Origin of the sequence: Bradyrhizobium hipponense (assembly GCF_008123965.1) — a bacterium.
In the GTDB taxonomy this organism is placed as follows: domain Bacteria; phylum Pseudomonadota; class Alphaproteobacteria; order Rhizobiales; family Xanthobacteraceae; genus Bradyrhizobium; species Bradyrhizobium hipponense.
In genome coordinates, this window is sequence record NZ_VSTH01000007.1 from 51,690 (window position 1) to 64,846 (window position 13,157).

Below are 13,157 nucleotides of genomic sequence, written 5' to 3' on the forward strand. Positions count from 1 at the left end.
TCAGATCACTCCGAACTTGCGCAGGAGATCGATGAAACCGACGAAGACCGCGGTGTGCCGCGCAATGTCCGCATCCGACGTCGCTGGACACATCAGCAACATGGTGTGGAACGGCGTGACCAAAATGCCCTCGTTCATGTAGAACGCGTGCAGCAGCGTTTCGAGGCCGGCCTGCCGGCCGGCGATAACATCGGCGCCGCTGCGCGGCTGCTGCGCCATGAACATGATTTCCGCACGCGCGCCGATCTGGGTGACATGCCAGGGCAAACGATTGGCCTCGATCAAGCCACGGATCTCGTCGGCAAGCCGGGTCGCGGCCACGATCATGCGGCCATACTTCTCGTCGGTCAGCACCTTTTCCAGCACGGCGCGCATGGTTGCGACCGTCAGTGCGTTGCCGGCGAGCGTTCCACCGAAACCGAAATGGGCGGATTGACGCTCGCGCGGATTGACATGGGGCATGATGGCCCAGAGACGTTCGGAGATCTCCTGGTTCAGCCCGAACACGCCGGCCGGAATGCCGCCCGCGATCGCCTTGCCTGCGACGAAGATGTCGGGCTGCAGGGCATGGATTCCAGTGTAGCCGCGAGGGCCGCAGGACAGCGTGTGGGTCTCGTCGATCACGAGCACCGTGCCGCTCCGCCGCGTCAGTTCGCGCAACGCACGATGAAAGCCCGGATCGACCGGGATCATGCCGAAATTGGTCATCAGCGGCTCGGCCAGCACGCAGGCGACGTCGCCATGCGCAAGCGCCGCCTCGAGCGCCGCGACATCGTTAAACTCCACCACGCGTGTGACGGTGTCGTGATCGATTCCGTTGGGATGAATCATGTTCCGCAGGCCGACGCGGCCATCGCGGATTTCGACATGCGCCTCCTCGACGCCGCCGTGATAGCAACCCGAGAACACCAGCACCTTGGGACGGCCGGTGATCATCCGCGCGATCCGGATCGCCGCACGATTGGCATCTGTCGCCGAGGTCGTCAGCGTCCAATGCCGCTGCCCAAACCGGCGCGACAACTCAGCACCGACCCACAGGCTGTCTTCGGTCGGCATCATCATGGTCGCGCCGCGGTTGAGCTGACGGAGTGCTGCGTCGGTTACCGCTTCAGGCGCGTGGCCGCACATGCCGCCGGAGTCGCCGAGACAGAAGTCGATGTAGTCATGGCCGTCGATGTCACGAATATGTGCGCCGCTGGCCTCGTCGACATAAACGGGGAAACCGCCGGCCCAACGCCGCATCCAGTGCGAAGGGCCGCCGTAAAGGAAGTGCCGCTTGCCTTCCTCCCACGCGCCCGCGGAGCGCGGATGCATCTTGCGGAAGCGTTCCTGCTCGGCATCGATCAGGCGATCGATGACTCCGGCACGCTCTTCAGTAGTAATGTTCATAGTGCGATCCAGGCTGTCTTGAGGTCGGTATAGGCATCGAGCGCGTGCAGCGACTTGTCGCGCCCGAAGCCGGATTGTTTGAAGCCGCCCAGCGGCACTGTGATATCTGCCCCGCCGTAGGCGTTCACGTGCACGACCCCGGCATGAATGGCGCGAACCATGCGGTGCGCGCGCGAGAGGTTGCTGGTCCACACGGCCGACGCGAGTCCGTAAGGCGACTCATTTGCAAGTGCCACGGCATTCGCCTCGGATTCGAATTGTGTCACGGCGAGAACGGGGCCGAACACCTCCTCGCGCCAGAGATTCATCCGTGGTGCGACATCGGCCAAGATCGCTGGCGACATGAAGTGGCCGCCGCTATCCGCCAGGATCTGCTCGCCACCGGTCAGTAGCTTGGCGCCCTGCTCCTGCGCCAGCGCGACGGCATCGAGATTGCGGCGCAATTGCGAGGTGCTGGAGATTGCACCGATTTCCGAGGTCAGATCGAGGGGATCGCCGACCCTAAGGCGCGCGGTCGCGCTCAGCAGCTCATCCATGAACCGGTCATAGATCGATGATTGCACCAGCAGCCGCGATCCGGCGACACAAACCTGGCCCGAATTCCGGAAGATGCCATTCGCCGACACTTTTGCCGCGTGACTGATGTCGGGCGCATCGGCGAAGACGATGTTCGGGGACTTGCCCCCGAGCTCAAGATGGACGCGCTTCAGGTTGGAGCGTGCCGAGGACTCCAGCAGCCGTCGCCCGACCGCACCCGAGCCGGTGAACGCCAGCGCATCGACATCCATATGCAACGCCAGCGCCTCCCCAGCCGAGGCGCCACGGCCGGTGACGACGTTAAGTATGCCGTCGGGCAAACCGGCCTCGCTGGCGAGCCGCGCCAGATACAGCAAACTGAGCGAGGCGATCTCCGGCGGCTTCACCACGACCGAATTGCCGGCCGCCAGCGCTGGCGCGATCTTCCAGGCGCCGATCATCAGCGGAAAATTCCAGGGCACGATCACGCCGACGACACCGAGCGGCTCGCGATGCACGAGGCCGAGCACGTCGCGGCCGGTCGGCGCGATCTCGCCGTAGAGCTTGTCGATGGCCTCGGCATAGTAGCGGAAGGTGCCGGCAGCGGACAGCGGCTCCGCCTTGTAGGCCATGCCGATCTCGGTGCCGTTGTCGCGGACGCCGAGCACCGCGATCTCGAGCGCATGTTGCTCGATCAACTCCGCAAGGCGCAGCAGCACTTTCTTCCGATGCGCCGGCGCCGACCGCGACCAGCCGCCATGGCTGAACGCCTGTCGCGCAAGTTTCACGGCCAGATCGATATCGCGGGTGTCACCGTCGGCAATGGTGGTCAGGCGCCGGCCATCGATCGGCGACAGCACGTCGAGCCGCGCGTCACCGAGCGCTTCCGTCGGCCGGCCACCGAGAAAGAGCTGCTGGGGCGGAATGACCGTCGACCTCAATTGATTGATCTGGACTTGCTGCATGTCGGGTGAATTGACCACTGGTATGAGCAGCGTCAGGTGCGCCGCTCGCATGGTCTGATCCTCACCAAAACGACGGCCGAGCGGCAATCAACCGATGGGTGGATGTCGTCGCGCACCCGCCGCCCATAGCGTGCGGCTAAGCCTTGATGACCGGCCTTCTGATGCAGGCCCGTCGTTCCATTCTTCCCTCAGCCATCGGTGAGTCCTGCCAGGTCATGCCCGAAACCATGAAACCGCGAATCCTCCTGATCGGCACCGGCGACACCAAGGCCGACGAGCTGCTCTTCATGCGCGACTGCATCACGCGGGCCGGTGGAGAGACCGTGATGATGGACATCAGCGTGCTCGGCGATCCGCCCTACCGCCCGCAGCACGACAAGCATGCCGTCGCCGCGGCCACGCAGACGACCATCGCCGCGATCCTCGCCAGCGGTGACGAGAACTCTGCGATGTCCGCGATGGCATGCGGTGCCACCACCCTTGCCCGGGAGCTCGCTGAGGCCGACGCGATCGACGCGGTCATCGCCATCGGCGGCACCATGGGGACCGATCTCGCGCTGGACGTAGCGCTGGCGTTGCCGCTCGGCATGCCGAAGCTCGTAGTCTCGACGGTCGCATTCTCGCACTTGATCCCGCCGGAGCGGATCGCAGCCGACCTAATGATGATCCTGTGGGCCGGCGGCCTCTATGGCCTCAACGGCACCTGCACGTCGGTGCTGGCCCAGGCCTGCGGCGCCATCGTCGGCGCAGCGCGCAGCGCGATCCGACCGAAGAAGGATCGGCCCGTCGTCGCCATCACTTCGCTCGGCAAGAGCTGTCTCAACTACATGGTGGAGTTGAAGCCGCAGCTTGAACGGCGCGGCTATGAGGTCGTGATCTTCCACACCACGGGCATGGGCGGCCGCGCCATGGAATCGATCGCCGCGCAAGGCGGCTTTGCCGCGGTGCTGGATTTGAGCCTGCAGGAACTCGCCAACCAGCTCACCGGCTCGGTGGTGAATTCCGGCGCTGACAGGTTGGAGAATGCGGGCAAGGCCGGCATCCCGCAGATCGTCGCGCCCGGCGCCATCGACATGGTGGACTTTCCGGCCTGGCTGCCGACGCCGAAGGAATTGGCCGATCGTCCGTTCCACGCCCACAACCGCCTGCTCGCCTCGGCGACGTCGGGTCCGGACGACCGCCGCCGGATCGCGCGCGCGATTGCCGAAAAGCTCGCGCAAGCCAAGGCGCCGGTGGCATTCGTGCTGCCGGCCGGCGGCATCCAGCAATGGGACCGCGAGGGTGAGTCCCTGCACGATCCCGAAGGGTTGATGGCGTTCGTCTCCGAGATGCGCTCGGCCATCGCTTCCCCTGTGGAACTTCACGAGTTGAAGGAACATATCAACCACCCCGCCTTCGCCGAGCGCGTGCTGCAGATTTTCGATCAATGGGTGGCGGCCGGCATCGTGCCGGCCGGCCAGGCCACGGCCGCCGCGTGAAACCGCCGCTCGCCCGCGCGCTGGTGCTGGATTTCGGCGGGGTCATCTCAAGGACCCTGTTCGAGACCCATAATTTGACCGAGCAGGCACTGGGGCTACCGCCCTGCACGCTGAAATGGCTCGGGCCCTTTGCGCCTGACACTGATCCTCTCTGGGCCTCCATGCAGCGCGAAGATATTTCCGAGCGCGACTACTGGCTGACGCGCAGCCGCGAGGTCGGGCGCATGCTCGGCGAGGACTGGCAGGCCATGGAGACGCTCGTGCAGCGCGCTCGCGGCGCCGATCCCGCAACCGTCATTCGTCCCGAGGCGGACCGTGCCATCCGGATGGTCGATGACGCCGGCTTCAAGCTCGCCATCCTCTCGAACGAGCTCGATCTGTTCTATGGCGCGACCTTCCGGCACCGACTGCCGATCCTGCAGCGTTTCGTGGCAATCGTCGATGCGACCCATACCGGTATCCTGAAACCCGATCCGCGAGCCTACGAGGACGTGCTCGACAGGCTTGGACTCGCCGCGGAGGATTGCGTCTTCGTCGACGACCAACGCCGCAACATCGTGGGCGCCGCCGCCTGCAGCATGCGAACCGTGTTGTTCGACGTCAGGAATCCCCGCGCGTCATACGGCGAAGCCTTACGGCATTTTGGACTGACCTTCGACTGAGCCGAGAGAGACCATGCGCGACAAGAATTTCCTGATCGAGACCAATGCCAAGCCGATCTGGCATCCAATGGCGCATCCCGCCGAGATGCGCGCGCAGCCGCCCCGCATCATCATGAAGGGCGACGGCGTGCATGTCACCGACATCGACGGCCGCAGGGTGATTGACGCCGTCGGTGGCCTCTGGAACGTCAATCTCGGCTACAGCTGCGATCCCATCAAGCAGGCGATCGCGGATCAGCTCGATGCCCTGCCCTATTATTCCGGCTTTCGTGGCACCTCGACCGGTCCGTCGATCGAGCTCGCCTACGAGCTGACCGAGTGGTTCAAGCCGGAAGGCATGGTCCGCGCCTTCCTGACGTCAGGAGGATCGGATTCGGTAGAGACCGCGCTGCGGCTGGCGCGGCAGTACTGGAAGATCAAGGGGCAAAGCGACCGCACCAAATTCCTGGCACTGAAGAAGGGCTATCACGGCACCCATTTCGGCGGCGCCTCGGTCAATGGCAATGCAAATTTCCGCCGCAACTATGAGCCGCTGCTACCCGGCGTGTTCCACGTCCCCGCGCCCTGGACTTACCGCAATCCCTTCAATGAAACCGATCCAGCAAAGCTCGCGCAGCTTTGCGCCGCGAACATCGAGGATGAGATCGCCTTCCAGGGCGCCGACACGATCGCAGCCTTCATCATGGAGCCGGTGCTCGGCGCCGGCGGCGTCATCGTGCCGCCCGATAGCTTCATGACGCTCGTGCGCGAGATCTGCGACCGTCACGGCATCCTGATGATCGCGGACGAGGTCGTCACCGGATTTGGCCGGACCGGCGCCTGGTCGGGCTCGCGGCTGTGGGGCGTGAAGCCGGATATGATGACGATCGCCAAGGCCATCGCCTCGGGCTATTTCCCGCTCGGTGCGACCTTGATCGGCGACAAGGTGGCTGAAGCGTTCGAGGCCGACACCACCAGCTTCGGCTCGATCGGGCACGGCTACACCTACTCCGGGCATCCGGTCGGCTGCGCCGCGGGCATTGCGGCGCTCGCCGAAACGAAACGCCTCAGGCTCGACGAGAACGCCGCCGCCCGGGGCAAGGAGCTGGCCACCGCCCTCGAAGAGCTGAAATCGAAGCATGTGCTGGTCGGGGACGTCCGCTGCAAGGGATTGATGGCCGCGATCGAGCTGGTGGCCGACCGCGACACCAAGAAGGTGATCGACAAGAAGCTGATCGCCGGGATCGCCGACGCCACCTACGACTCCGGGGTGATGATCCGCGTCTCCGGGAACAATATCATCCTGTCGCCGCCCCTGATCCTCTCGGCGGTCGACGTGGTGACAATCGTCCAAGGCATCGACGCCGGTCTGTCAGCGGCCACCTGAGGCGACGCAGGCGATGGCCCGCGCGAACAGCGGCGTTCGTTCCGGTCAGCGCCGATTGCCGATCCCTGATCTCATCACATCCGGCCAGACTGTGCGCGACGAGATCAATCCGTGCCTCGTTGAGCTTCCCGGCTGCCAGCAGCGTCGCCACCGCCCGGCGTGCAAAAGGCTGTCCCGGCCGCCAGGCTCGTATCTCGTCCTTGGCATTCTCGTCGATGGTCATGGACACGACCCGCGCGGCAGCGTCGAACTTTCCGGTGCTGCGCAGAAGGTCGACGGCAGCAACAATCAGCAACAATCTCGCCTGCGGTCAGGTCGCCCATCGGATGGCACGCCGACGCCGGTGGAGAAACCCTGGTTTCCGCATGCAACGCCGGCAAGATGACGATCGCTGCGGCAAGCACCGCTCCTGAGCCACGACGTCGGCGATATCAGGGCCACCCCGCTCTCCCGACAAGATCGTCCTTTGCAGGCATACTCACAAAGGAGGCGGGATGAAGCCCCCGAGTGCCCGTTCGAGCAACTGGGCGAATTTCAGCGGCGTGCGGTCTTCGAGGTAAGGACCGACGATCTGGACGCCGGCCGGAAGCCCCTCCACCAGCCGCCGGGTCGGGATCGCGGTGGCCGGCAGGTTGGCCACCGTCACCAGGCCGGGCCACATCAGATTGTCCATGTAGCGCGACGGCTGGCCGTTCACGACGATCCGACGCTCGAACTGCCCAGCCAGATCCATCCGCGCGACATCATGCGGAAACGCGACCGTCGGCGTGATTGGGCACAACAGCACGTCATAGTGCGTGAAGAACACGCGCCAGGCGCGGAACAGTTTTTCGCGCGCCTCAGCGGCATCGGCGAATTGCGCAAGGCTCTGGCCCATCGCCTCCGCCACCATGCGCGGATAGCTGCCCTCCGGCGCAGCCTTACCACCTGCGATGATCTCATCGCGCGCCGGCGGCGGGACACCCACGCCGATGATACCGAATAAGGTCTGCATGTAGACGCGAAAGCTCTCCGTCGGATCGATCGCCGGCCGCGCGGTGGTGTCGACTTTCACCCCAAGTCGCGTCAGATCCTCGACCAGCCCGTCGATCGCGGCGGCATACGCTCCATCCAGCGCATAGGCCTTCGCATCATTCCAGACAGCAACCCGGAAGTCGTGCAGATCCGTGTGCCGCGCCGGCGGTAACGCGAGGCGGTACGCCGTCCGCTTCAGCTCCGGCGCGTCGGTAATCAAATCGAGCATCAGTTCGAGATCGAACGCAGAGCGTGCTAACGGACCAACGACAGCGAGCTCGGGCTCCGACAAATGGCCGGGCGGCGGCGGGATATGTCCGTCGAGCGGCACGATGCCATAGCTCGGCTTGTGGCCATATACGCCGCAAAAATGCGAGGGCACGCGGATCGAGCCGCCGATGTCGCTGCCAAGCTCCAGCGGCGTGAAGCCGGCCCCCAGCGCCGCCGCCGAACCACCGGAGGAGCCACCAACCGTGCGGTCGCCATTCCAGGGATTGCGCGTCAGCCCGAACAGAGAGTTGCAGGACTGGTGGTCGGCCGCCGCCGGGGGCAGATTGGTCTTGCCGAAGATGATCGCGCCGGCCGCGCGCAGCTTCGCGACCGCGGCCGCGTCAATCGCCGGGCGATAGTCGCGCAACGGTTCGAGCCCGCAAGTCGCGGTCATGCCGGTGACGGCGAACGTGTCCTTGATCGTCATCGACACGCCATGCAGCGGGCCGAGGGAGGCGCCACGGGCCCGCGCAGCGTCCGCCTCCTTGGCCGATCTGCGCGCACCCTCCTCGTCCAGCGCCACCACGGCATTGATCTGTGGATTGAGCTGCCGCACCCGCGCAAGATTTTCGTCCAACAACTCGCAGGCGCTGATCCGGCCTGTCGCGAGCATCTTGGCGAGATCAGTAGCCGTGGCGTAAGTGATCTTTTTCATCGCTGTGTCCCTTCCGATACGTCGTTTAGCGCGAGGCCCGCCGCAGGGCATGGCGGCATGCGGTGCACGTCGAGCAGGCGCACACCGATGCAATCGCGCACCGACTGCTCGATCAGCGAAAAGTTCGGCATGTCGCCGTTACGAACAATCCACCATGCGGTGGATGCTCTCGGCCGAGCACGTTTTGAACAGCAAACGGCAAAGCCGCCAAGGAACCACGATCAACGCGATTCCCTTATGGCTACCCATTGCACGCCGCAGAACGGGACGTGTTGCCGCCTACTTAACTGGGTGAGCATCTTACTTTGTGAAGGTCGGCCGCTTGGTCGGCGGCGGGGGAGCATCGGGTCCCCACAGCCGGAAGCTCAGATTGGCGAACACCGAATAGCCCTTGGTGATCGCGGCGGTGTCGAGGCCGGGCGGGCCGGCGGTGCCGCCGGACACCGTCGAGGAGAATTCGTGCGTGGCCCAGACCGTCAACGCAGCCGGCCCGAAATTGTAGCCGATCAAACCGCCGCCGGCCCAGTTATTGTACCGGTTGACGTTGATCGCGTTGCCATAGAACGCGCTCGACTTGTCGTCGGTCACCTGGCCGGCATAATAGGCCACCGGCCCGAACGTCCAGTTTCCAATCGTCTTGGTGGCCGTGAATTCGGCGTGGAAGATGTCGCCGGAACGATAGCCGGTGATCGAGTTCGCGGTGTTGATCTCCTGGAACAGATTGGCCGTCAGATTCCAGCCGTCTTTCAAATACGACACCACCAGTTCGGGCTGGAAGGTCCACCAGGGATTGCCGACGCTGTTCAGTCCGGCTGGCCCGCTGATCGAACCGTTCGGCACGTAAATGCCGAGGCCGGTCTTGACGAAGAAGCCGCTGTCGCCGAGCTTCCAGCTCAACTCCGCCGGCACGATGTAGGTGTTGTGCATGCCGGCTTGCTGGACGTTGATGGGCGAACCGACGTCCACCATGATCCAGGGCTGCACGATGACTGCATCATAAGTCGCACCGAATAAGGTCCAGCCCGGCACCCACAACAGACCCGACGCTTCGGTTGCGGTATGCACCGGCGTCGCCGCGCCACCGACATTCGGCGCGCCGGGACCGACAAGTTTCGACTGATAGGTGAAAACCTGGTTGAAGCTGTAAAGACCGGGCGGCGGTGCGCCGGCCGTTCCGCCACCGAGCGTGATCCCGGGCTTTTGCGCAAAGCCGGCGGAACCGAACTCGAATGCATTGGCGCTGTTTGCGCCCGCGCTGACCGCGACAAGTGCCGCCGCAGCAATTCGTCCGTTGATCGTCATGTAGCCCCCAGCCCCGTTATCGCTGCGTCGGTCACGTCCCGATCGACGACCGGTCGTGCGCGGCGCAGCAGTTGCGGGCGAAATCTTGGAACGGGCCGCTGACCGGCGTTATCCGGATTCGGCAAACGCGGAGGCGTTGATGCGAGATTCCTAAACTGATGCAGATCGAACACGCCGCACCGTGTGCGACGGCAGCTCGCCAAACAGCTGCCGATAGTTTTCGGTAAAGCGGCTCCAGTGCCAAAAGCCCCACCGCGCCGCAACATCGCCGATTGACACCGGTTGCCTCGCCGCGGCGAGCGCACGCAGTTCGCGACGCACGGCGTTCAGCCTGAGCATGCGTAGATACTGTAACGGCGTCAGCCCGAGCGCATCCTGAAAGCAGCCCTGCAGCGTCCGGCGGCTGACACCGACATGGCGGCACAGCTCGGCGATGCTCGGAGGATCATCGGCATGAGCGAACACGCACTCTTTGATTCGATCCACAATCCGCTTTTGCGCAGTCACGCTGTTGACATCGCGCCAGGCATTTTCCGACAGGATGTCAGCGAGAGCATCAACGACGGCGTCTTCGACGGACGCTCGCGCGCGGGCAAATCCGATCGCAGATTGAAGTCGATTCCCCTGGTCGCAGATCTCACGAAAACCATGCTGGAGTGCCGATAGCGCGCCGGGCGATCCAGTGAAGCAATGATTCTGCTGGCGATGACCGGCAACTAAGTCGGCGGCCCGCCTCTCGCCAAGCGTTTCGAGCAACGACGTCAGGCGTTTGCGGGCAATAGCTATCGACACCACATCGAGCTGCGTCGGCGTCAGCAAGGGCGGCAGGTCCGCTCCGTCGCTGAGCAATACATTCGGAAAGGCCAAGGGCCGACCGTTGAAATGCGCCTCGTTGGAGGCCGCCAGCGGCAGGCTGAAGACGAGTGAATCCGGCCAAGCCGAGCCCTGCTTGATCAGCGCCTGCGAGATGGTTTCCCTGATGATCTCGAGACTGCCGAGCCGGATCATCACGAGCCGCCCGGCAAAACGCCCGGACGACACCTGGTCTATCCGCAGGTCCCAGCCGTGGAAGCGGCCGGCATGGTCCGCCGCATCGACGGACCCCACCACCGACACACCGATGACGCTGCCAGGCTCCGTCTTGCAAACGGGTACGTCCGCCATGAAGCGCTCCCTGAGACCGAGCTTGGCGAACGTGCCGAACGGTAACAATCAACCCTTGGGTGGACAGCTTGCGTACCACCGGAAAGAAGTCATGTCGGCGGCCGCATCGGCCTCAATAGCCAAAACGACGCCAATCTCTAAACCCGCCGCGCACGAGGCAGCAATCAACCGGATGGTGGATGGGGTCGTGGAGGCAGGACTCAGTGAGGCAAGGCTCAGCGAGGTAAGACTCAGTGTGGTCGCGACATCAGGGCGACGACGGCCGAGCGGGTCTCGACACCGAGCTTCTCGAAGATATGGATCAGGTGCGTCTTCACGGTGGCGAGGCCGATATTCAGGCACTCGCCAATCTCGCGATTGGTCCGGCCGCAGCAGAGCAGGTCGATGACCTCGAGCTCACGTGAGGTCAGGCCATAGCGCGCGGGCTCGTCTGGCGAAGGCGCCAAGCAACGCGTCAAATTGAACTCGAGATAATCGTGGATCTTCTCGGCGATGTTCATCGCGCCGTCGGGGATCCTGCAACCGGATCCCCAAAGCACGCTCATCCCCGCCACGATCCGATCGTTACGGCGGAAGAAGAATTCGAGTATGTCGGCGATACCACACTGTCCGGCGAAGGTGCGGAAGGTCAGCGCTTCCTTTGTGGCACATCGACCGATGACGACACTGAGCCGCGCAATTGGCTGATTGGTTGCGGAACGCGGATGCAGTGGATCGAGCCGGTTCATCCCGGCCAGATACTGGTCGTGAAAACCCGACGGGACGCCGCTTGAGAGCACGAAGCGATTGAGATTGAGGTTACTGTCGACCTCGTAAAACACGGTCGCAGCCCCCTCGAGAATCCCTCTTGCGAACTGGACGGCCTGCGTGGTTGCCGGATCCGACCGGCCCAACAGCGCAATCATGACCTACCTCCCCGAATGTTTCTCCGATGGCGGACGTCTGCGCGTCGCATGGCCAACAACGCTGTGACAGGCGCGCCGCATAGTCAAGCAAATTACGGGCCAAGCAATCATCGGACGCAAGCCTGATGTAGTATCAGCCAAGCAAACAGTCGCAAGCCTCCACCATCCGGTTGATTGCCGGCCGTCAGGCACACGCTGAAGCTCGATGCTGCTTTCCTGCAATCGCGAGACAAGGAGTTCTGTTAGTTCTCAAACGAAATTGCTGCCTGCAGCACTTCGAAATCAGCCAGTTTCGCGAATTACGAAAACGAGAAAATGGACCAGTCACGGACGTCCCGGGGGCACGCGGTCGACCTGCAGCAGCTTCGATTTGCGGTAGCAGCCGCAGACTATGGGAGTATTCGGCAAGCCGCCGAGCTGCTGTCCGTTCGACACTCAATCCTGAGCCGATCCATTCGTCAGCTTGAGCATCTGATCGGCGTTGCCATATTCGAGCGCTCGGGCGGGGGCGTAAAGCCGACGCCGGCTGGACGAAGCGTTCTGAGGATGGCTGGGTTAATTTTGGAGCAGGTCGATGTGCTGGTAGCAACAGCAAAGTCGAATAGCCGAGGCGAAGTTGGCCGCCTTTCGATCGGCTTTTGCACCTCCATTTCAGCAGGCAATCTGCGAGCAACACTTAGCGAATTCAAGAACCGGCATCCTCGGGTCGAACTCGCGACGGTCGAGCGGTCGCGAACGCATCTCGAGACGGCGCTGCGAAATGGCACAGCGGACGTTCTCATCGTGGCTGGGGGCGCGCGACTGCCGGACAATAGCGTTCACCCACTTTGGAGTGAGCGTATCCTGGTTTCTTTGCCGGACAATCACGCATTGGCAACAGAAACTGTAGTCCATTGGACCGATCTCCGAAATGAGACCGTCGTGCTGAGCCAGCACGATCCCGGACGCGAGCTAGAGGATCTCTTGATATCAAAGCTTGTTTCTCCTGCGGATCGACCGAAGATCGAACGCCACGACGTCAGCCGCGGTATCATCAAGAGTCTCGTCAGCATGAAGCTCGGGATCAGCCTGGTCCTGGAATCAGATGTTGGCGCGAGCCTAGCTGGCTTGGTCTATCGCGAGTTACGAGATGGGACGGGGCCGACCCGGGTTGACTTTTCGGCACATTGGCGAGCCGATAACGACAATCCAGCCTTGGATATTTTTCTCAAACTCCTCGCTGAACGTTACCCTTTGCTGTCCTCCGGCGAGTGAACCGCGCGTCGAAATTTTGCAAAGCCGCGATCCGTAGCCATGAACCGCGCCAGCATCGGTGCGATAAGCTTACCCGGTTCGCTGATGGGTTGACCGGATTCGCTTGCAACGGCTTTCGCATAGGCGAGCAGATCCCGATGTACAGAAGCCGGCAACTCAACGCTGACCCTAACGGGCTTGTCGTCAGGTAGCGCTCCAATCTTAAGCTTAGCCATAG

Annotated in this window: 12 protein-coding genes; 5 read left to right on the forward strand and 7 right to left on the reverse strand. The window is 63.4% G+C overall.

From position 1 onward, the window contains the following. Both FXV83_RS00825 and FXV83_RS00830 read right to left on the reverse strand, forming a co-directional pair. The gene (locus FXV83_RS00825; protein ID WP_148736825.1) at nt 1-1,389 is read right to left on the reverse strand and encodes a transaminase; all 1,389 of its coding nucleotides are present in this window, start codon (nt 1,387-1,389) and stop codon (nt 1-3) included. Beyond that, a complete protein-coding gene (locus FXV83_RS00830; protein ID WP_148736915.1) occupies nt 1,386-2,870 on the reverse strand; it encodes an aldehyde dehydrogenase in 1,485 nt (494 codons plus the stop codon). Before FXV83_RS00830 ends, FXV83_RS00825 begins: the two co-directional genes overlap by 4 nt. Nucleotides 2,871-3,085: 215 nt before the next feature. On the opposite strand from FXV83_RS00830, the gene FXV83_RS00835 reads away from it, so the two are divergent. The 4 genes from FXV83_RS00835 to FXV83_RS00850 are packed head-to-tail and all read left to right on the forward strand — an operon-like array spanning nt 3,086 to nt 6,761. Further along, a complete protein-coding gene (locus FXV83_RS00835) occupies nt 3,086-4,348 on the forward strand; it encodes a Tm-1-like ATP-binding domain-containing protein (protein ID WP_148736917.1) in 1,263 nt (420 codons plus the stop codon). Then, nucleotides 4,297-5,010, forward strand: coding sequence for an HAD family hydrolase (locus tag FXV83_RS00840; protein ID WP_187435564.1), 714 nt, complete (start codon nt 4,297-4,299; stop codon nt 5,008-5,010). The genes FXV83_RS00835 and FXV83_RS00840 overlap by 52 nt, the downstream gene beginning before the upstream one ends. A 13-nt stretch (nt 5,011-5,023) precedes the next feature. Then, on the forward strand, nt 5,024-6,376 hold the full coding sequence (locus FXV83_RS00845) for an aspartate aminotransferase family protein (protein WP_148736828.1): 1,353 nt from the start codon (nt 5,024-5,026) through the stop codon (nt 6,374-6,376). A gap of 13 nt (nt 6,377-6,389) precedes the next feature. Beyond that, the gene (locus FXV83_RS00850) at nt 6,390-6,761 is read left to right on the forward strand and encodes a hypothetical protein (protein ID WP_148736830.1); all 372 of its coding nucleotides are present in this window, start codon (nt 6,390-6,392) and stop codon (nt 6,759-6,761) included. 93 nt (nt 6,762-6,854) lie between these two features. On the opposite strand, the gene FXV83_RS00855 is transcribed toward FXV83_RS00850, so the two are convergent. The 4 genes from FXV83_RS00855 to FXV83_RS00870 all read right to left on the reverse strand — a co-directional run bounded on the left by FXV83_RS00855 (nt 6,855) and on the right by FXV83_RS00870 (nt 11,686). After that, on the reverse strand, nt 6,855-8,315 hold the full coding sequence (locus FXV83_RS00855; protein ID WP_148736832.1) for an amidase: 1,461 nt from the start codon (nt 8,313-8,315) through the stop codon (nt 6,855-6,857). A gap of 300 nt (nt 8,316-8,615) precedes the next feature. Continuing rightward, nucleotides 8,616-9,617 (reverse strand): SphA family protein, encoded by a 1,002-nt coding sequence (locus tag FXV83_RS00860; protein WP_148736834.1) that lies wholly within the window; start codon nt 9,615-9,617, stop codon nt 8,616-8,618. Nucleotides 9,618-9,767: 150 nt separating this feature from the next. Continuing rightward, nucleotides 9,768-10,781, reverse strand: coding sequence for a helix-turn-helix domain-containing protein (locus FXV83_RS00865; protein ID WP_148736836.1), 1,014 nt, complete (start codon nt 10,779-10,781; stop codon nt 9,768-9,770). Between the two features lie 230 nt (nt 10,782-11,011). Beyond that, nucleotides 11,012-11,686: a helix-turn-helix transcriptional regulator gene (locus FXV83_RS00870; RefSeq protein WP_148736838.1), complete on the reverse strand. Its 675-nt coding sequence runs from the start codon at nt 11,684-11,686 to the stop codon at nt 11,012-11,014. Between the two features lie 315 nt (nt 11,687-12,001). Between FXV83_RS00870 and FXV83_RS00875 the strand changes: the two genes are divergently transcribed. Beyond that, nucleotides 12,002-12,940, forward strand: a complete 939-nt coding sequence (locus FXV83_RS00875) for a LysR family transcriptional regulator (protein ID WP_148736840.1) — start codon at nt 12,002-12,004, stop codon at nt 12,938-12,940. On the opposite strand, the gene FXV83_RS00880 is transcribed toward FXV83_RS00875, so the two are convergent. Continuing rightward, the gene (locus FXV83_RS00880; protein WP_148736842.1) at nt 12,913-13,155 is read right to left on the reverse strand and encodes a DUF2274 domain-containing protein; all 243 of its coding nucleotides are present in this window, start codon (nt 13,153-13,155) and stop codon (nt 12,913-12,915) included. The genes FXV83_RS00875 and FXV83_RS00880 overlap by 28 nt on opposite strands. Nucleotides 13,156-13,157 lie beyond the last annotated feature (2 nt).

Bases quoted from the DNA above. Each gene is read 5' to 3' on its own strand.
- FXV83_RS00850 (WP_148736830.1), top strand. From the start codon at position 6,390: ATGGCCCGCGCGAACAGCGGCGTTCGTTCCGGTCAGCGCCGATTGCCG.
- FXV83_RS00835 (WP_148736917.1), top strand. From the start codon at position 3,086: ATGCCCGAAACCATGAAACCGCGAATCCTCCTGATCGGCACCGGCGAC.
- FXV83_RS00830 (WP_148736915.1), bottom strand. From the start codon at position 2,870: ATGCAGCAAGTCCAGATCAATCAATTGAGGTCGACGGTCATTCCGCCC.
- FXV83_RS00825 (WP_148736825.1), bottom strand. From the start codon at position 1,389: ATGAACATTACTACTGAAGAGCGTGCCGGAGTCATCGATCGCCTGATC.
- FXV83_RS00840 (WP_187435564.1), top strand. From the start codon at position 4,297: ATGGGTGGCGGCCGGCATCGTGCCGGCCGGCCAGGCCACGGCCGCCGC.
- FXV83_RS00845 (WP_148736828.1), top strand. From the start codon at position 5,024: ATGCGCGACAAGAATTTCCTGATCGAGACCAATGCCAAGCCGATCTGG.
- FXV83_RS00860 (WP_148736834.1), bottom strand. From the start codon at position 9,617: ATGACGATCAACGGACGAATTGCTGCGGCGGCACTTGTCGCGGTCAGC.
- FXV83_RS00855 (WP_148736832.1), bottom strand. From the start codon at position 8,315: ATGAAAAAGATCACTTACGCCACGGCTACTGATCTCGCCAAGATGCTC.
- FXV83_RS00875 (WP_148736840.1), top strand. From the start codon at position 12,002: ATGGACCAGTCACGGACGTCCCGGGGGCACGCGGTCGACCTGCAGCAG.
- FXV83_RS00880 (WP_148736842.1), bottom strand. From the start codon at position 13,155: ATGGCTAAGCTTAAGATTGGAGCGCTACCTGACGACAAGCCCGTTAGG.
- FXV83_RS00870 (WP_148736838.1), bottom strand. From the start codon at position 11,686: ATGATTGCGCTGTTGGGCCGGTCGGATCCGGCAACCACGCAGGCCGTC.
- FXV83_RS00865 (WP_148736836.1), bottom strand. From the start codon at position 10,781: ATGGCGGACGTACCCGTTTGCAAGACGGAGCCTGGCAGCGTCATCGGT.